The organism is Halorientalis sp. (assembly GCF_028275115.1).
In the GTDB taxonomy this organism is placed as follows: domain Archaea; phylum Halobacteriota; class Halobacteria; order Halobacteriales; family Haloarculaceae; genus Halorientalis.
In genome coordinates this window covers 1-16,902 of record NZ_JAQCNH010000142.1, presented here as the reverse complement: position 1 = coordinate 16,902, position 16,902 = coordinate 1, and the positions used below count along the sequence as shown (strand labels likewise).

Sequence of the window (16,902 nt, the reverse complement as noted above, 5' to 3'; positions counted from 1 at the left end):
ACGACCCGGTAGCCGCCGGAGTCACGCCGCCCGCATCCGCGGTCGGTCGCCCCCGTCGTCCCCCGACGAGTGGACACAGACGCCGCGATAAGTTCAGCATATTATTTTCTGATTATCTCCGGAACCGCCAACGGTATTCAAGATGTGTTCGGTGAACTGTATCGGAGCAAGATTTTAGTGAAACTGTGTGGTAGTTACACATGGGAGAGGTGAATGCCATGCCCTGGAGTGACAACGCAGAATCGAGCCGTACCGGACTGCAGACGATAGACTCGCTCTCGCGGTACGATCTGATACTCGTGTTCATTCCGGTGGTGTTTCTGTTGAGCGTCGCTCTCGGTTCCCTGCTGTCGGTGTCGTTCCAGACGACGCTCGTCGGCGCGTCGGCAGTCGGCGCGCTCGCGCTGGTGGACGCGCTGTTCGTCAACCCACCGATCAGACCGACGGAGTGACCGGTCCGCTCTTCCGTCGACCGGTGTCAGTTAGCTCCGGTCCTCGTCGCCCGAAGTGGCGTCTCCGTCGTTCGTAACGGCTTCCGCTTCGGCCTCGGAGACGCGGACTCCCTTCGAGGAGAGGTGGCGCATCCGTCGCTGTGCGAAGTCCTCCTCCCGGCTTCCACGTGTTGCGAGTACGAAGACCAGCGACCGTCCTTCCGGGCGCATGGTTCGACCCGCTCGCTGGGCGCCCTGTCTGCGCGACCCCCCGAGGCCGGACGCGACGACGGCCAGTTCGGCGTCGGGCAGGTCGATTCCCTCGTCGCCCACCCGGGAGACGATCAGTGTGTCCCGGTCGGCCCGCCGGAACTCGTCGAGCAGGCGCTCACGGCGGCTGTGGGGCATCTCACCGCTGATGAACGGCACGTCGAGAAACGCCGACAGCTCTCGCCCCTGGTCGAGATAGTCACAGAAGACCAGCGCCTTCCTCTCGGGGTGGCGGGCGAGCAGGTGTGCCACCTCCTCGCGTTTGGCGGGGTTCGCCGCCGCGAGCTGCCGGCGCTCGTGGCCGTCGGAACTGACGTACTGGTTTCGTGCGTCCCCGTCGGTCCAGGGGACGTATCTGATTTCGACTTCCGGTTCGGCGACGAAGCCCGCGTCGAACAGCGCGTTCCAGTCCGTCCCGATGGGCGGCCCGATCAGCGTGTATATCTCCTCTTCCTTGTCGTCCTCTCGAACGGGCGAAGAGGAGAGGCCGAGGCGGTGTTTGGTCTGGAGGTCGGCGCTCCGTCGAGCTACCGAGGCTGGAATGTGATGAACTTCGTCGTAGATGACAAGCCCCCACTCGCGGCTGTCGAACAGTTGCCGGTGACGGTCCATCCCTGCGGTCTGGTAAGTGGCGATGGTGAGCGGCGCTATCTGCTTGGTCCCGCCGTGGTACTCCCCGACCTGCTCCTCGGTCAGGGTCGTCCGGGCGAGGACCTCGTCGCGCCACTGTCCGGCGAGTTCGCGGCTGGGAACCAGTACGAGAGTCTCTCCGCCGACGCGCGAGAGGATGCCCAGCGCCGCCACGGTCTTGCCCGCGCCTGGCGGCCCGACGAGAACCCCCGACTTGGTCTCCATGAACTGTCCCACCCACTCGTGCTGGTAGTCCCGGAGGTCCAGGTCAAGGTCGAGGTCGAGGGCCTCGCCGGTGTCCAGGTCCCGCTCGTCCTGGACGGGGTAACCAGACTCGTAGAGGATTCGTTTGACCTCGGCGACGGCCTCCTCTGCGACCCAGCTCTCCGTGTCGGAGATGGCCGCCCGAAGCTGTCCCTCGTCGAGTTTCTCGCGAGCGACGTTGCCCATCAGCGAGTCCGTCGCGGCTTCGAGAACGACGTAGCCGTCCTCGTGGGTCCGGAGGGTAAAGCGGTGGGCGCGTTTCCACTGGTCCTCGACCCACTCCTCCAGTTCGGGTGAGCGTTCCGGTAGCACGTCCCGAACCGTGCCCAGCAGCGCCTCGAACTCGTCGTATGGTGCGCCCCAGATGTCCTCCCGGCGGAGTTCGTAGAGGTAGCCACCGCGGTGGGTCGTGTCGACGAGGTGGGCGAACTGCGAGAGCTGTGCCCGTGTGAACTGTGTGGGGTGGTCGACGACGATCTCGCGGCGGCCGGGAAAGAGAATCACCCGCTCGCGTTCGACCAGTCTGGACCAGTCGGTCGGGTACCAGACGACCGGGTCTGCGGAGACGTCCAGTCGGTCGACCGCACGCTCTTCGGCGAGGTCGTCGAGGGCGGCGCTGGCGTCGTCCTGTGTCCAGTCCAGCGTCTGTGCGACGTGACTGGCGGTGACGACGGGTCGCCCGATATCCTGCACCACGTCCGTGAACGTCTCGGCGTCGAGAACGGCGTCGCTGGTGGGCGGGTCACCGCCGGGCTGGCCGTCCCCGTCCGTCGTGTCGACACCGTCGGGCTCGTCGTTGTCTGTCACTGCAAACTACTAGGCCGCGGACGGACAAACGGCTTACGTCCCGCGGCCGCCCGAGAGAGTCCCCGGTGTCCCGCGGCGAATCACTGGATGTACGACGGGTCTTCGCCGTCGCACTCCGTTTCGTGCTGGCTCGCGTCGTCTCTGTCGTCGAACAACAGTCCACAGGCCTCACACTTGTACCAGGTGACCTCGTCGCGCTGCGTTTGCACGACCATATGACTGGGTGACACGCCCGACGGTATATGTGTTTCTCCGGGGAACCCTCTTGACGATGGGGCGACTACGGGCGCGCATGAGCGACGAGTTGGGCGTTGAGCTGACAGTCGCCGGCGCGGACAAACGCGACGCGGGCCGAGGGGTAGCCCGCCTCCCCGAATCCACCCGCCGGCGACTGGGCGTTCTGAGCGGTGACCCCGTCGTCGTGCGCGGCGAACGCGAAACCGTCGCGAAGGTCTGGCCGACCGACGAGGGCGACGACGTGGTCCGCATCGACGCCGACACTCGTGCCAACGCCGGCGTCAACGTCGGCGATACCGTCACCGTCGCGACCACTTCCGTCGAGGAGGCCGCCATCGTCTCGGTCCGACCTACCGAGTCCCTGCCCGAAGACACCGACACCGACGCCCTCGTCGCAGACGGCCTGCTCGACCGACCGGTCCGGGAGGGCGAGCGCGTTCACGTCGACGGCCTCGGTGTCGTCGTCGTCTCGCTGACCGACCCCGACGGACCCGTCCGGGTCGTCGAGGACACCGAGGTCACGGTCCTACCAGGCATCGACCTCGACCTCGGGGACGGCTCTCCGGCGGGTGACACGCTCCCCGACGACGCTCCCGACTCGGACCCCGATTCGAGCCCGGAGGCGGGTGAGCAGGCGGCGGATCTCGGCGCGACCTACGAGGACATCGGCGGTCTCGACGACGAACTCGACATGGTGCGGGAGATGATCGAGCTCCCGCTCTCGGAACCGGACCTGTTTCGCCGACTCGGTATCGACCCGCCAAAAGGTGTTCTCCTGTACGGCCCGCCCGGAACCGGGAAGACGCTAATCGCCCGCGCCGTGGCGAACGAGGTCGACGCACACTTCCAGACGATCTCGGGGCCGGAGGTCGTCTCGAAGTACAAAGGTGAAAGCGAGGAGCGTCTCCGGGAGGCGTTCGAGGAGGCCGAGGCGAACGCGCCCGCAATTCTGTTCATCGACGAGATCGACTCCATCGCCGGCCAGCGCGACGAGGACGCCGACATGGAAAACCGGGTGGTCGCCCAGTTGCTGACGCTGCTCGACGGCCTCGAAGATCGAGGTCGTGTGGTCGTCATCGGAGCGACCAACCGGGTCGACAGTATCGACCCCGCACTCCGGCGTGGCGGGCGGTTCGACCGCGAGATCGAGATCGGCGTCCCCGACGAAACGGGTCGCCGCGAGATTCTGGAAGTCCACACGCGCGGAATGCCACTCGACGACGACGCGGACCTCGACCGATTGTCTACGCGAACGCACGGGTTCGTCGGCGCAGACCTCCAGTCGCTCGTGACCGAGGCTGCGATGTCGGCGCTCCGGCGCACCCGCGAGGAACCGGTCGTCGCCCGCGAGGACTTCGAGGCGGCGCTGGCGGCGGTCGACCCCTCCGCGATGCGGGAGTACGTCGCCGAATCGCCTGGCGTCTCCTTCGACGACGTGGGCGGGTTGGACGAAACGAAAGACCGGCTCACGGAGGCCGTCGAGTGGCCGCTCTCCTACGCTGAACTGTTCGAGGCCACAGAGACCGACCCCCCTTCCGGCGTCTTGCTGTACGGTCCACCCGGAACCGGCAAAACGCTGCTCGCGCGGGCGCTGGCGGGCGAAAGCGACGTGAACTTCATCCACGTCGCCGGCCCCGAACTGCTCGACAAGTACGTCGGCGAGAGCGAAAAGGCAGTCCGCGAGGTGTTCGAGCGTGCCCGACAGGCCGCTCCCTCTATCGTCTTTTTCGACGAGATCGACGCCATCGCCGGCCGCCGCGGCGAAACCGGCGAGGCGACCGAGCGGGTCGTCTCGCAACTGCTAACCGAACTCGACGGACTGGCCGAGAACCCCAACCTCGTGGTGCTGGCGGCGACGAACCGCCGGGACGTACTCGACCCGGCGCTTCTCCGTCCGGGGCGACTCGAGGAACACATCGAGGTTCCCGACCCGGATGCCGACGCCCGCCGGGAGATACTCGAAGTACACACCCGTGAGAAACCGATAGGTGCGAACGTGTCGCTGGTCGACCTGGCCGCCGAGACTGAGGGGCTGTCGGGCGCCGAACTCGACGCGCTGGTCCGGGACGCCTCGATGCGCGCCATCCGAACGTTCGCCCGCGAACACGGCCCCAAGGAGGCAACCGCGCGCGCAGACGAGGTCACCATCGAGGCCGACCAGTTCGATGCGGCGCTCACGGCACTGGAGCGGCGAGACTGAGAGTCCACGAGGCGGCCCCCGACTATCGGTCTGTGACTGTGGCAGGAACAGTTACACGAGACTGTGGGTTAGCCCCGGTCGTCAGCACGATACCGACCGCACGCGGACGCTGTTCGTTTGCTCGTTGCCGCCCATTACGAGCACACGCACACCGACACCGACGATTACAGACCACGAACCCACCGACGCACCGCTGACGTTCCCGACCGACAACGAGGCGCCGATACCGGGTCTGTTCGACGCCGAGAGCAACAAGCACTGACACACTGCCGTCCCGTTTCCGGCCGACTTAACCCCCGAAGGCAGCCGTTGTTCCGATTCGGCCTCATCTCTCGGCGACGAACTCCCCGGTATCGGGTAGTGGGTGACGATCAGGCCAGTCCGAGCGTTCTCAGTCCGTCGAAGACGACGAGGAAGTAGTAAAGCTGCACCAGTCCAGCCAGCACGACGACGACACCGGCGGCCCGCGAGATTCGGCCCGTCGCCGCCGACAGTCGCCTCAAGACGGTGTCCCGGCCCAGTGCGGTCACGGTCGTGACGCCGATCATCAGGACGCTCATGCCGGCGGCGTACGCGCCCAGGGTCGTCACCGTCGCGACGGGGCCGGTCGTCACCGCGGCGAACGCTACACCCAGAAACAGGGGCGCAGTACATCCCGCGGCAGCCGCGGCGTAAACCACACCGAACAGGACGTATCTCGTCGCCGACCGCCGGCGCTCAGGTAGTGGGACGTGGAGCGTGGACGCCCGGAATCGGCCCGTCGCCATCACGCCGCCGACGACGATCAGTGCTAGACCGACGACCAGTTCCAGCGCCGCGATGTTTTCGAGGACTCGTGGTCCGACCGCGGCCAGCAAGAGCCCGAGCGTTCCGTACACCAGCGCGAACCCGACGCTCACCAGCAGGCCAACCCCGACAGCGCGACCGAGGCGGACCGTCAACGAGCGCTCGGTCGCGTCCGTCCCGGACGTACCGAGATAGTAGGCGACGTAGCCGGGCAGGAGAGGGAACGCACAGGGGGCGAAGAAGGTGCCCGTCCCGAGGGTGAACGCATAGCCCAGCCGGGCCACCCCGAACTCCGTCACTGCCGGGCCGCCTCCAGTTCCGTCTCCATCGTCGCCGCCTCGGCCAGTCCGGTGTGTCGCCAGGTCTCGGTCCCCTCGGCGTCGAGAATCAGCGTCGTTGGGAGTGCCTCGACATCGTACGTCGGCCCCGTCTCGACGTCGGGGTCCAGTGCCACGGGCCAGGTGCCATCGTACTCCGTCCAGAACGAACGCACCCCGGTCGCGTCTCGTTCCCAGGTAATCGACAGCATATGAACGTCCGGAAACGCCGACCGCACCTCCCGTAGCTCCGCCATCTGGGGCTTACAGGGGGCACAGTACGTCGCGAAGAAATCGAGCAGTGTCACCGTCCCGTCGGGCACGACTGGCACCGCTTCGCCGGGAGAGCCGCCGACGTCGAGCGTGTCGAGCGTCTGCCCGCCGTTCTCACTCCCGCCAGTAGCTCCCTCGCTCGAACCTGGCGCGTCGCGCGACCCGAGGAGCTGTGTACACCCGCTCAGGGCTGTCACTGCGGCCCCGGTGACGGTCAAGAACGCCCGACGGTCGTGCCCGCGCATACCTGGGGGTCGGGGCCGGGCGTAAAAAAAAGGCGCGTCATCGTGAGCGGCGTCTGCACGACCGGCAGCGGGCCACACGGGCGGCAGGAGGACCGAACCGTTGAGTATCTGCCGGTCAAATGGTTGGTCGATGACCGACACGGCCGAACAGGTGAGCGTCTGGGCCGGCCTGACAGCCCCGGTCCTCTCGTTGGTCGGTGTCCTGCTCGCGACGGTCCTCTCGCCCTCGTTCGCGTGGACCGCCAACGCGCTCTCCGATCTGGGCGCGCCGACCGACCCCGTCGCGACGGACCTGACGCGGCTCGTCTTCAACGGCGGGCTCATACTGGGGGGGCTCGCCGCCCTCGGATTCGGGTACGCGATGTATCTGGTCGCGCGCAACCTCGTCGAACTCGCCGGCATCGGGCTGTTCGGGCTCACCTCGATTTCCATGGCCCTGATTGGCGTCTTTCCGCTCCCACAGGACGCTCACTTCCTGGTCGCCGTCTCGTTTTACATTTTCCTATCGCTTTCGCTGTGGGTGTACGGGGCCGGCAATTTCACAGCCGGTGACCGGACTCGCGGCGGCGCGACGGTGGGACTGGGCGTCCTGAACGCCGCCGCGTGGGCCGTCTGGACGTTCACCGGCGAGTTTGGTCGTCCGGGGCTGGCACTGCCGGAGGTCGTCGGAGCGGCGGCGCTGGCCGGCTGGACCGTCGCGACGGCGCTTTGGGTCCGGCGACGGCTCGACCGTGCATCGTGACCTCCTTTCACACCGTCCTCGGCAAAGATAACGTGAGCGGTACGTTTACAAAAGACGGTTGCAGAGAGGGAGACATGCGAAAACGAGTTCTCGCGACGCTGGCGATGACGGTTCTCGTTGCCCTGGCAGGGTGTACAGGGGGTCTCTCCGGCGGGGATGTGACACCGGACGACACACAGCCCGGCTCGGAAGACGAGGCACTCGGTTCGACGACCGCGACGGTGACGTCTTTCGCCTATCCGGCCGGTGCCACGCCCGCTGGCATCGAGAACGTCTCGACGCTTCTGGACGAACACGAGGCGGCACTCTCGGGGTCGAGTGTGACGCTCTCGGGCACGAAGGGATTCTCGGCGGGCGGCAGCGAGAGCTCTGCCAGCGCGGGCATCGACTACACCATCGCACACGAGGCGGCCAGTAACGAGACGCTGACGCGGGTCGTCGGGGGTGGTTCCAACGACACGTTCACATCGTACCTCACGGACGGCACGGCAGCCTTCCGCGTCGACGGGTCCGACGGCGTCGAGTACGGTGCTATCTCGGCGGCCGTCGACGCCCCGTACGCCGACACCGCGCCGGACAGTTTCACCGGCCGGGCTCTGTTGCGAACCATCCTCGGTTCGGGGGCGTACAACGCGACCGAAGTTGTCACCCGTGACGGGACCGAACTCGTCCGCTATGAACTCGAGACCGTGGTGTCGACGCCCGACGCGAAACTGAATATCGGTCGTGACGTGGAGGCCAAGGGCACGGTGTTCGTCGACTCAGCAGGGATCGTCCACGAGGCCTCGTTCAGCGCCACCTCCGGCTCCGAACAGGGTTTTTCGTTCGGTTACGAGGCCAGCGCCACGTTCTCGGATATCGGGTCGACGACCGTCGAGGAACCCGAGTGGCTCGGCGAGGCCGACTCGTAGCGAGCGGCGAATCCGGTGCTGTTCTCGTCGGGACCGGCGACGATCAGGTCGTCGTCCGGCCGAACCTCGAAGTCGGGCGAGAGGTCGGTGATCACGTCGCCGTCTCGTTCGACCGCGATTACGGTACAGCCAGTTTCGGCGCGGATGTCCGCCCCGGCCAGCGTCTCGCCGGCGAGTGAACTCGCGTCGAATCTGACGACCTCGACCTGCTTGTCGTAGGAGATGATGTCCTCCTCGAATAGCGTCGAGGCGAGCATCCGGCCACTGACGGTCGCCAGCGCGAGTCCGTAGTCGGCACCGGCCTGGTAGAGTTTGCGAACGCTCTCCGTCTGGCCGGCGCGCGCGATAATCTCGACTCGGGGTTGAGTTCCCACACCACTAGAGTCGCGAAAACCGTCATCGTGTCCGACGAGCGGGCGAGAATCACTGTACTCGCGTCCTCGGCACCGGCCTCCCGGAGAACGTCCTTTTTGATCACGTCGCCGACGATATCGACACCCTCGTGAGCTTTCTTCTCGACCGTGGCGCAGGAGACACCCTCGGCGACGACACGCTCTCCGACGGTCGAGCCGACTTCGCCGTGGCCACAGATGATGACGTGGCCACGACGACGGCGACGCTGCTCCGAGAGCGTCATCTGCTTGAGTGGGCCGAGCTGACGGTCGTGCCCGGCGACGAGCAGAATCGTCTGCTCGTCGAGCCGGGCGTCGAGCGACGGTGGGCTGGCGAACTCGCCACGAAACCACGCGCCGATGACGTTCGCCCCCGTCTGCTCGGGAATGTCACTTTCGGCGATAGTCTCACCGACCAGTTCGCTGCCGGACAGGACAGGTAGCTCCACGATCTCGAAGTCCTCGCCGATCTCGACGGCGTCGCCCTCGAAGGTTGCGGCGGCCCAGCGATAGAGCAACATGTAGATAAACATGACTCCGGTTAAACCGAGAAGGTAGTATCCAGTCCGGCGCTGGCACTTGTCCATCGATAGCGAGCCAAACGAACAGCCTGCCGTTACACCTTCTGACCCGCACACGCCCCCGAATCGCCCCGCGGCTTTTTTTAGTTCGTGGACCCATGTCAACGTGTGACACGAGAGATCACCCACGAAGCAACCGGACCGAAGATCGTCGACGAGGACGACATCGAAGAGAACGGTAATATCGCCGTCTGTATGTGTGGGCTGTCGGGTAACTACCCGTTCTGTGACGGCTCGCACCAGGCGACGGCCGACGAGGAGGACGGCAGGCTGTACAAGTACGAGGGCGACGACGACGAGAACCCGCGCCACGAGATCGCGGAGATGGTGTTTACCGACTCGGAGTAGTGACGGCGCTGCGCGCGCCGGTCACTCGCCCTCGAACTCGGGCTCTTGATCCGTGACGAAGGCGGTTATCCCCTCGCTGAGGTCTTCGGTGTCGAGCAGGTGGCCGAAGGCGGTGGCCTCCAGTTCGAGGCCGGCTTCCATGTTGTCCCAGCCCTCGCGCATGGCACGTTTGGTGTACTTCTGCGCGATGGGTGGGCCGCCGGCGACGTTCTCGGCGAACTCGAGCGCCTGCTCCTCGAACTCCTCGTCGTCGTACACCTCGTGGACGAAGCCGAGTTCGTGCATGCGTTCGGCGGGAATGCGCTCGGCGGTGAAGACGACGTACTTGGCTGCGCTCTCGCCGATAAGCCGTTGGAGGCGCTGGGTGCCGCCCCAACCGGGCAGGAGACCGAGGGTGTGCTCTGGGAGCCCCATCTCCGAGGACTCGCTGGCGACCCGGAGGTCGGCACACATCGACAGTTCGAGGCCACCGCCGAGGGCGTAGCCATCGATGCCCGCGATCACAGGCAGGTCGCTCTCGCGGAACTTCCCGAACACGCGCTGGCCGTACCGGGAGTGTTCGACGCCCTCGCGGTTGTCCATCGCACCGTTCGAGGACACGTCCGCCCCCGCAGAGAATGCCTTCTCACCCTCGCCGGTGATGTAGATGGCTCGGACCGCCTCGTGGTCCTCGAGCACGTCGACGGCCTCGTCTAACTCGTCGAGCATCGTCGCGCTGACCGTGTTCATGTCTTCGGGCCGGTCCAGCACGAGGTGGCCGACGTGATTCCCGGGCGTCTCGATGCGAATCGTCTCGAAATCGATATCGATGTCAGTCATTGTTGCTCCCCCGTGGACCGCGTAGTCCACTCTGTCGACGAGGTGTGCCCACGACCGGTGTAACCCTTTACCATCTGATGTGTGGTGTTTGAAGTTCGAGCAGCGCGAGGGCGGGAGCGCCGCCCGACGACCGAGCGGTGACACGCGGTGTGGCGCGAGTCGTAACTGACCCATGTCGACGACCGTATCGACCCCCGACGCGGACGAGACGTGTGCGTACTGTGAATCGCGTATCTTCGACCACGACCCCGTCTGCGTCCGTGACTGCACCGACGACTGCGAGTCGCCGACGTGCTTCTGTCACCACGCGTGTCTCTCGGCGTACATCGACGAACACGAACTGACGACCGGGAACGCCTGCCGGTGGTCGCCGGACGAGAGCGAGCGTCGGTAGCGGGAGCGACTGTCGGAATCGTGACCGCCCCGCGCTCCGTCGCCGACACGGACACCGGTCACGACTCGCCGTTCAAAACCCAGACAACCTTTTTTTGCTGACCCGTCGGATATCGGAGGATGACCGCCATCGAGACGGATGGCCTGACCAAGCGCCACGGCGACGTGGACGCGCTGGTCGCCCTCTCACTGACCGTCCCCGACGGCGAACTGTTCGCCCTGCTCGGCCCCAACGGCTCGGGCAAGACGACGACCATCGAGATTCTCACCGGGCAGCTCGAACCCACATCGGGGACGGCGTCGGTACTGGGTAACGACCCCGTCGGCGACCCGCTCGCCGTTCGAGAGTCGGTCGGCATCCTCCCCGAGCGCGAGGACCCGCCGAGCTTTCTGACGCCACGTGAGTACCTGGCGTTCGTCGGGAGCGTCCGCAACCTCGACGACGTGACCGCCCGCATCGACGAGTGGGCCGAGCGCTTCGAGTTCGCCGGCCTGCTCGACACGCTGTCGACGGACCTCTCGGAAGGCGAGCGCCAGCGTGTGATGCTCGCGGCCGCGTTCGTCCACGAACCCGACCTGGTGTTCATCGACGAACCGCTGGTGAATCTCGACCCCCTCATGCAGGAACAGATCAAGGGCCACCTCCGGGAGTACGTCGACCGCGGGAACACGGTCTTTCTCTCGACGCACTTCATCGAGGTCGCCGAGGAACTCTGTACGCGTGTGGCCATCGTCAGCGACGGCCGACTCGTCGCCGAACGCGACCCACGGACGCTCGAGGGTGGCGAGCGCCTGCTCGACGTGTTCCGGACAGAAGTGAACGACGCCGAACCCGACACGCCGACCAGTTCGGCACAGCACTGACGATGTCTCTCACGACCGATTTGTTCCGGCGAATGCTTCGCGAAGAGTGGCGCCTCCACGAACACCTGTTCGGTGGCCGGCGGTTCGCCGCCTTCCCCGCCGCCGTCGCCCTCTTGGCCGCCGGCGGCTTCGCGCTCCTCTCGTACACCGGCACGGAGTTCGGGACCGTCGCCGCGGGCCTGCACGGCCTCCTGTTCTTTTTTGGCCTACAGGTCGGGACCATCGGACTGGTGGGCCGAGACGCGCTGCGTGACGCGGTGGGCGACGTGACGCTGCTCGTCTTCTCGGCGCGAACACTGCCGGTGTCCTGGAACCGTCTGCTTGCCGTATTCCTCTGGAAGGACCTCGTGTACTACACCGGCTTTTTTATTACGCCAATCGGACTCGCCGCGGTGCCGACCGCACTCCGGACCGGGGTCGCCCCGGGACGGCTCGCCCTGCTGTGGCTGACGCTGATCGGCGCGTTCGCACTCGGTGTGACGCTCTCTTTGACGCTCGCGGGCGCGGCGACCCGGAGCCGATTGCTCGTAACCGGTGCGGTCACAGTCGTGGTGGCCGTCATCCTCTGGTCAGGGGCTGAGGCGCTGGCGTACACGCCGTACGCGCTCTACCGTGACCCCGCTCTCCCGAGTGCGGTCCGAGGGTTCGCCCCGGTCGCGGTCTTCGGTGTGCTCGGTCCGGTCCTCTTCCGGCCGGCCGATAGCGGGGCGTACCGGACGGCCAACGAGCGGTTCAGGACGGTCAGGTCGTGGCTTCGCGACGACGACGGACTGAGTACTCGGGCCCTGCTGGAGGTGAGCCGCTCCAGCGGTTCGGTCTGGAAGGTCCTCCTCTCTATGGGCGTCCTGTTCGGGGTGACGGCCCTGCTGTTGGGAGCGGTCACCGCCGCCACCGGTCTCGAACCGTCCGCAGGCGTGGCCTTCGGGACCCTGCTCGGGCTGGGTTCGTTCACGACGTATAGCTGGGTGACGCAGTTCGATACTGCCGAGGAGTACCTGCGGTATCCGCTGTCGATCGCGACCGTTCTTGCCGGGAAGCGGCGGGCGTCTCTCCTGCTCTCGGTGCCGGCCGGACTCGTCTACCTCGGTGTCGCGACGGTCTGGTACGACCCGGTGACACTGGCACCCGGACTCGTCGTTCTCCCCCTGCTCTCGGTGTACGTCTTCGGTGTGACCGCGTTCGTCGTCGGACTGTCTCCGACGGAACTGCTGTTCGACACACCTCGATTCTTGATGTTCGGTGCGGCACTGTCAGTCGTGGCGATGCCGTTACTGGTGGCCGCGCTGGTCGAACCCTCGTTCGGACCGGTGACGACGGTAGCGGCGATGGCGCTCGCGGCGGTCGCCGCCGTCGTCGGCCTGCTCCTGCAGCGCCGAGCGGGACCGCGGTGGGAACGACGACTTCGCCAGTAAAATTGCCCGAGGATATTTGCCAGTGGACGGATTGAATAGAGACAGTACACATGGCCAGTCGGTCGGTTGTCGCGTGCTACACGCGTCCTGTTCCTGCGGAGGGCCGGAACGATGAGTGACGACATCCGCGTGTTGGTCGTCGACGACAGCGAGTTCTTCGCCGAGATGACCGCCGAGACGCTCACAGAGGACCACAGGATGGAGTCCGACTGGGCGACCGGTGCCGAGGAGGCGATGGGTGTGCTGGCCGACGCCGAAATCGACTGTATCGTCAGCGACTACGAGATGCCCGGTCCTAACGGTCTGGAGTTGATGGAGACGGTCCGGGCGGAACACGGCGACGTGCCTTTTATTCTGTTGACCGGTCGGGGAACCGAGGAAGTCGCCAGCGAGGCGATTTCGGCGGGCGTCGACGACTACATCCTCAAACTCGAAGTCGTCGAGGACCAACAGCACCAGCAACTGGCCAATCGGATAACAAGCGCAGTCGACCAACAGCGGACCCAGCAACGCTACGAACTGCTCGTCGACAACACTCCAGACGTGGTCGCGCAGGTCGCGTGTGACGGCGAGATCGTCGCCGCCAATCCCGCGATGGCCGACCTCGCTGGCGTCGACCGGGAGTCGTTACGTGGCGCGTCGCTCCTCGAGCAGTTCCCCGAGACCGGCGAGTCGTGGCTCACGGCCGGGCAGGCGGTGCTCGAAACGGGAGCGTCTCGCACCGTCGAGAGTGAACTCGACGGCCGTCACTTTCACAACATCGTCGTCCCAGTCGACATCCGTACCGAGCGGGACACCTTCCAGTTGATCGCTCGCGACGTGACAGAGCGAACCGAGCGCGCACGGGAGCTCAAGCGAAAGAACGAGCGACTCGACCGCTTCGCGAGCATGGTTTCACACGACCTCCAGGGGCCGCTCGACATCGCGAGCATGAACGCGAAACTGCTGGCCGAGGCGTTCGAGGAGCGTCCCGAGGAACTGGAAGCGATCCAGCGTTCCCACGACCGGATGGAACGGCTCATCGAGGACGTATTGACGCTGGCCAGACAGGGCAACACGATCGACGACCCCGCTGCGACGACCATCGGAACGGCCGCGGAGAAGGTCTGGCCGCACGTCGATGCCGGTGGGACCGACCTCGTCGTGGAGACGGACCAGCAGATCATGGCCGACGGTGCGCGCCTGCAGGAACTCCTGAGCAACCTCTTTCGCAACGCGACCATCCACGGTCACGCTAGCACGGTACGGGTCGGAACACGTGCGGACGGAGCGAGCGACGGCGACCCGGGCGACCCCGACCTGGCGTTCTACGTCGCCGACGACGGTTTGGGCATTCCCGAGGAGGAGTACGACACAGTGTTCGAGACGGGTTTTTCGACGGCCGGGGACGGCACCGGCTTCGGGTTGGCTATCGTCGAGCAGATCGCCCACGCACACGGCTGGACGATAGAACTCGGAGAGAGTGAGTCCGGCGGGGCACGCTTCGACGTGTCCGGCGTCGAACCGGCCTGACCGGCCGCGTTCGCCGACGCTCGGTGGCCCGACTGCCCGGGACCACGACCGTTATGACTCTCCCTTCCGTGTTCTGGAACAATGACGTACCGTGGCGTGGTCCTCGATCTCGACGGGACGGTCTACCGTGGTAACGAACTGCTCCCCGGCGCGGCCGAGACGGTGCAGACGATCCGGGACTACGATGTCTCGCTGTGTTGCTGCTCGAACAACCCGACGAAGACGCGGACGGAGTACGTCGACCGGCTAGCCGGTATGGGTATCGAGATCGACGAGGGCGAGGTCCTCTCCGCAGGGACCGTCACCACCGACTACCTCGTCGACGAACACACCGGTGACGACTGCTTCCTGATCGGCTCGCCGGGGCTGCGCGACCAACTGGCCGACGCCGGTGTCTCGCTGATCGACGACCCCACCGCGGCCGACGTGGTCGTCGCATCCTGGGACCGCGAATTCGGCTACGACGACATGACCGACGGCCTGCGGGCACTCGCGGACCCAACGACTGCGTTCGTCGGCTCGGACCCCGACCGGACCATCCCGGCCTCTGGCGGTCGGTCGGTCCCGGGGTCGGGGGCGATCATCGGCGCGGTGGCAGCCGCCGCCGCCCGTGACCCGGACCGCGTGATGGGCAAGCCCTCGCCGGAGGCCATCGACGCCGTCGGAGACGCGCTGGGCGTCTCACCCGGCGAGTGCCTCCTGGTCGGCGACCGCTTCGATACCGACATCGCCATGGGCGAACGCGCGGGGATGACCACCGCGCTGGTGCTGACCGGAGCTGCCGACCGCGACGACGCGTCCGACGCGGACGTGACGCCCGATCACCTCCTCGACGACATCGGCGACGTGCCGGACCTGCTGGCGTGAGCATCGGCCAGCATCAGGCGGCGATCGGCGACCAGTTTTATGTCTGTGCCGTTCGTTCGCACATCCCGTGTTCCACCCGAACACGGACTCACAATGACCGGCAAACAGATCCTGATGATCGTCGGCGACTTCGGGGAAGACTACGAGACGATGGTGCCCTTCCAGACCCTCCAGACGGTGGGCCACGCGGTCGACGCCGTCTGTCCGGAGAAGGAGGCAGGCGACATCTGCAAGACCGCGGTCCACGACTTCCGTGGCGACCAGACGTACATGGAAGACCGGGGACACAATTTCCAGGTGACGGCGACGATGGCCGCCATCGACCCGGCCGATTACGACGCGCTGGTCGTCCCCGGCGGCCGCGCGCCGGAGTACCTGCGCACACACGAAGACGTAATCGAGACGGTCCAACACTTCTTCGAGGCCGGCAAGCCGGTCGCCTCGCTGTGTCACGGGCCACAGATCCTCGCGGCCGCGGACGTGCTTGACGGCTACGAGATGACGACCTATCCCGCCGTGCGGGCCGAAGCCGAGGCCGCGGGCTGCTCGTGGGTCGACGACGTAACGCGGGACCGGAACCTCGTCACGGGCCAGGACTGGAGCGACCACGTCGAGTGGCTCTCGGAGTTCCTCGACATGCTCGGCACCGACATCGAACACGGAGAACCGGCTGCGCCGGCCGACGATTGACAACGCGCCACCGGCACTCTCTACTCCTCGACCATCGCTACGGGCCTGACCCACCCCGCGCTCGCGTCCTCGATCTTCACGGGGAAGGTAACCACGGGCACGTCCGTCCGCCTGGGCAACTCGTCGAGGTTGGCCATCTTCTCGATCTGGCAGTACTCGACCTCGCGGCCGGCGACGTGGGCGGGCCAGAGTTCGGCCTCGTCGCCGCTCTCGACGTAGCGCCGCCCCATCTCGTCGAAGGGTTTGTCGAAGCCGTAGGCGTCCGTGCCGATCACCTTCACCCCCTGCTCGACGAGGTGTTTCGTCGCCGCCGCGCCCATCCCGGGGAACTCGGTCAGATACTCTGCCTCGCCCCACAGGTCGTCCGCACCGGTCTCGACGAACACCAGTTCACCGGCAGAGAGTTCGTGACCGAGGTCCGCCAGTCGCTCGTCGAGCATCTCGGGGGCGATCTCGGCTCCGGCCTCCAGATCCCGGAAATCCAGCACGACGGCGTTCCCGCAACACCACTCCAGGGGAATCTCGTCGACGGTTCTGGCGGGTTCGCCGTCGCACTCCGGGCCGTAGTGCCAGGGCGCGTCGAGGTGGGTGCCCGCGTGGGGAATCGCCGTGACCGCTTCCCAGGCGAGTCCCTGGCCGTCGGGGAACGCCTCGCCCTCGACGTCGTGACCCAGTGCCTGGAGGTTGCCCGCGAGTTGGGCCGCGCCCGCTTCGTGGTCCATGTAGTCGATCTCGGGCGGGAAGGGTTCGCTGGCGACGCCCGGTTCGAGACCGACGCTCAGGTCGATCAGCCGCTTGCTGGCGAAGTCCATACAGGCCCCGTCGGCCACGGGTGACAAGGAGTTTTCCCGGCGGCAGGTCGGGCGAGTGCCGGGACGTGTTCCGGTCGGGTGCTTGGCTGTGGGGAGTCG

18 protein-coding genes and 1 pseudogene are annotated in these 16,902 nt (G+C 66.4%); 11 read left to right on the top strand and 8 right to left on the bottom strand.

Going from position 1 to position 16,902, the window contains the following annotated elements; genetic code table 11:
* Positions 1-200: 200 nt before the first annotated feature.
* On the top strand, positions 201-452 hold the full coding sequence (locus Q0964_RS17110; RefSeq protein ID WP_299270140.1) for a DUF8015 family protein: 252 nt from the start codon (positions 201-203) through the stop codon (positions 450-452).
* A gap of 30 nt (positions 453-482) precedes the next feature.
* Here the strand turns inward: Q0964_RS17110 and Q0964_RS17105 are convergent, their stop codons facing one another.
* Positions 483-2,402 carry a DEAD/DEAH box helicase gene (locus Q0964_RS17105; protein WP_414652183.1) on the bottom strand — a complete coding sequence of 640 codons (1,920 nt, stop codon included), beginning with the start codon at positions 2,400-2,402 and terminating at the stop codon, positions 483-485.
* Between the two features lie 80 nt (positions 2,403-2,482).
* Positions 2,483-2,617: a DUF7128 family protein gene (locus Q0964_RS17100; RefSeq protein WP_299270138.1), complete on the bottom strand. Its 135-nt coding sequence runs from the start codon at positions 2,615-2,617 to the stop codon at positions 2,483-2,485.
* 77 nt (positions 2,618-2,694) lie between these two features.
* Between Q0964_RS17100 and Q0964_RS17095 the strand changes: the two genes are divergently transcribed.
* Positions 2,695-4,839, top strand: coding sequence for an AAA family ATPase (locus Q0964_RS17095; protein WP_299270135.1), 2,145 nt, complete (start codon positions 2,695-2,697; stop codon positions 4,837-4,839).
* Between the two features lie 371 nt (positions 4,840-5,210).
* Here Q0964_RS17095 and Q0964_RS17090 read toward each other — a convergent pair whose 3' ends face one another.
* Entirely contained in the window at positions 5,211-5,924 is a 714-nt protein-coding gene (locus Q0964_RS17090) for a cytochrome c biogenesis CcdA family protein (protein WP_299270132.1), read from the bottom strand.
* Positions 5,921-6,460, bottom strand: a complete 540-nt coding sequence (locus Q0964_RS17085) for a TlpA family protein disulfide reductase (RefSeq protein WP_299270129.1) — start codon at positions 6,458-6,460, stop codon at positions 5,921-5,923. The genes Q0964_RS17090 and Q0964_RS17085 overlap by 4 nt, the downstream gene beginning before the upstream one ends.
* 130 nt (positions 6,461-6,590) lie before the next feature.
* Here Q0964_RS17085 and Q0964_RS17080 point away from each other — a divergent pair, with 130 nt between their 5' ends.
* Together Q0964_RS17080 and Q0964_RS17075 are read left to right on the top strand one after the other, a co-directional pair.
* A complete protein-coding gene (locus Q0964_RS17080; RefSeq protein WP_299270126.1) occupies positions 6,591-7,202 on the top strand; it encodes a DUF998 domain-containing protein in 612 nt (203 codons plus the stop codon).
* A gap of 74 nt (positions 7,203-7,276) precedes the next feature.
* A complete protein-coding gene (locus tag Q0964_RS17075; RefSeq protein WP_299270124.1) occupies positions 7,277-8,113 on the top strand; it encodes a DUF7537 family lipoprotein in 837 nt (278 codons plus the stop codon).
* On the opposite strand, the gene Q0964_RS17070 is transcribed toward Q0964_RS17075, so the two are convergent.
* Entirely contained in the window at positions 8,032-8,487 is a 456-nt protein-coding gene (locus Q0964_RS17070; RefSeq protein WP_299270121.1) for a TrkA C-terminal domain-containing protein, read from the bottom strand. The genes Q0964_RS17075 and Q0964_RS17070 overlap by 82 nt on opposite strands.
* A 35-nt stretch (positions 8,488-8,522) precedes the next feature.
* Positions 8,523-9,026, bottom strand: a pseudogene (locus tag Q0964_RS17065) (TrkA C-terminal domain-containing protein); the annotation flags it as partial.
* Positions 9,027-9,194: 168 nt separating this feature from the next.
* On the opposite strand from Q0964_RS17065, the gene Q0964_RS17060 reads away from it, so the two are divergent.
* Positions 9,195-9,434, top strand: coding sequence for a CDGSH iron-sulfur domain-containing protein (locus Q0964_RS17060; RefSeq protein ID WP_299270118.1), 240 nt, complete (start codon positions 9,195-9,197; stop codon positions 9,432-9,434).
* A 21-nt stretch (positions 9,435-9,455) separates the two neighbouring features.
* On the opposite strand, the gene Q0964_RS17055 is transcribed toward Q0964_RS17060, so the two are convergent.
* Positions 9,456-10,253: an enoyl-CoA hydratase/isomerase family protein gene (locus tag Q0964_RS17055; RefSeq protein WP_299270076.1), complete on the bottom strand. Its 798-nt coding sequence runs from the start codon at positions 10,251-10,253 to the stop codon at positions 9,456-9,458.
* Between the two features lie 172 nt (positions 10,254-10,425).
* Between Q0964_RS17055 and Q0964_RS17050 the strand changes: the two genes are divergently transcribed.
* The 6 genes from Q0964_RS17050 to Q0964_RS17025 all read left to right on the top strand — a co-directional run bounded on the left by Q0964_RS17050 (position 10,426) and on the right by Q0964_RS17025 (position 15,991).
* The gene (locus Q0964_RS17050) at positions 10,426-10,647 is read left to right on the top strand and encodes a hypothetical protein (RefSeq protein ID WP_299270073.1); all 222 of its coding nucleotides are present in this window, start codon (positions 10,426-10,428) and stop codon (positions 10,645-10,647) included.
* 119 nt (positions 10,648-10,766) lie between these two features.
* Entirely contained in the window at positions 10,767-11,510 is a 744-nt protein-coding gene (locus tag Q0964_RS17045; RefSeq protein ID WP_299270070.1) for an ABC transporter ATP-binding protein, read from the top strand.
* A gap of 32 nt (positions 11,511-11,542) precedes the next feature.
* Positions 11,543-12,922, top strand: coding sequence for a hypothetical protein (locus Q0964_RS17040; protein WP_299270067.1), 1,380 nt, complete (start codon positions 11,543-11,545; stop codon positions 12,920-12,922).
* 111 nt (positions 12,923-13,033) lie between these two features.
* Complete coding sequence (locus tag Q0964_RS17035) at positions 13,034-14,434, top strand: response regulator (protein WP_299270063.1); 1,401 nt, start codon at positions 13,034-13,036, stop codon at positions 14,432-14,434.
* 81 nt (positions 14,435-14,515) lie between these two features.
* On the top strand, positions 14,516-15,301 hold the full coding sequence (locus Q0964_RS17030) for an HAD-IIA family hydrolase (RefSeq protein WP_299270060.1): 786 nt from the start codon (positions 14,516-14,518) through the stop codon (positions 15,299-15,301).
* A 93-nt stretch (positions 15,302-15,394) separates the two neighbouring features.
* Positions 15,395-15,991 carry a DJ-1/PfpI family protein gene (locus Q0964_RS17025; RefSeq protein WP_299270057.1) on the top strand — a complete coding sequence of 199 codons (597 nt, stop codon included), beginning with the start codon at positions 15,395-15,397 and terminating at the stop codon, positions 15,989-15,991.
* A 20-nt stretch (positions 15,992-16,011) separates the two neighbouring features.
* Here Q0964_RS17025 and Q0964_RS17020 read toward each other — a convergent pair whose 3' ends face one another.
* Positions 16,012-16,803: a cyclase family protein gene (locus Q0964_RS17020; RefSeq protein ID WP_299270054.1), complete on the bottom strand. Its 792-nt coding sequence runs from the start codon at positions 16,801-16,803 to the stop codon at positions 16,012-16,014.
* Positions 16,804-16,902 lie beyond the last annotated feature (99 nt).

Coding starts and splice junctions, on each gene's coding strand:
- Q0964_RS17020 (WP_299270054.1), bottom strand. CDS start 16,803: ATGGACTTCGCCAGCAAGCGGCTGATCGACCTGAGCGTCGGTCTCGAA.
- Q0964_RS17080 (WP_299270126.1), top strand. CDS start 6,591: ATGACCGACACGGCCGAACAGGTGAGCGTCTGGGCCGGCCTGACAGCC.
- Q0964_RS17045 (WP_299270070.1), top strand. CDS start 10,767: ATGACCGCCATCGAGACGGATGGCCTGACCAAGCGCCACGGCGACGTG.
- Q0964_RS17030 (WP_299270060.1), top strand. CDS start 14,516: ATGACGTACCGTGGCGTGGTCCTCGATCTCGACGGGACGGTCTACCGT.
- Q0964_RS17055 (WP_299270076.1), bottom strand. CDS start 10,253: ATGACTGACATCGATATCGATTTCGAGACGATTCGCATCGAGACGCCC.
- Q0964_RS17100 (WP_299270138.1), bottom strand. CDS start 2,617: ATGGTCGTGCAAACGCAGCGCGACGAGGTCACCTGGTACAAGTGTGAG.
- Q0964_RS17050 (WP_299270073.1), top strand. CDS start 10,426: ATGTCGACGACCGTATCGACCCCCGACGCGGACGAGACGTGTGCGTAC.
- Q0964_RS17095 (WP_299270135.1), top strand. CDS start 2,695: ATGAGCGACGAGTTGGGCGTTGAGCTGACAGTCGCCGGCGCGGACAAA.
- Q0964_RS17025 (WP_299270057.1), top strand. CDS start 15,395: ATGACCGGCAAACAGATCCTGATGATCGTCGGCGACTTCGGGGAAGAC.
- Q0964_RS17040 (WP_299270067.1), top strand. CDS start 11,543: ATGCTTCGCGAAGAGTGGCGCCTCCACGAACACCTGTTCGGTGGCCGG.
- Q0964_RS17085 (WP_299270129.1), bottom strand. CDS start 6,460: ATGCGCGGGCACGACCGTCGGGCGTTCTTGACCGTCACCGGGGCCGCA.
- Q0964_RS17075 (WP_299270124.1), top strand. CDS start 7,277: ATGCGAAAACGAGTTCTCGCGACGCTGGCGATGACGGTTCTCGTTGCC.
- Q0964_RS17110 (WP_299270140.1), top strand. CDS start 201: ATGGGAGAGGTGAATGCCATGCCCTGGAGTGACAACGCAGAATCGAGC.
- Q0964_RS17035 (WP_299270063.1), top strand. CDS start 13,034: ATGAGTGACGACATCCGCGTGTTGGTCGTCGACGACAGCGAGTTCTTC.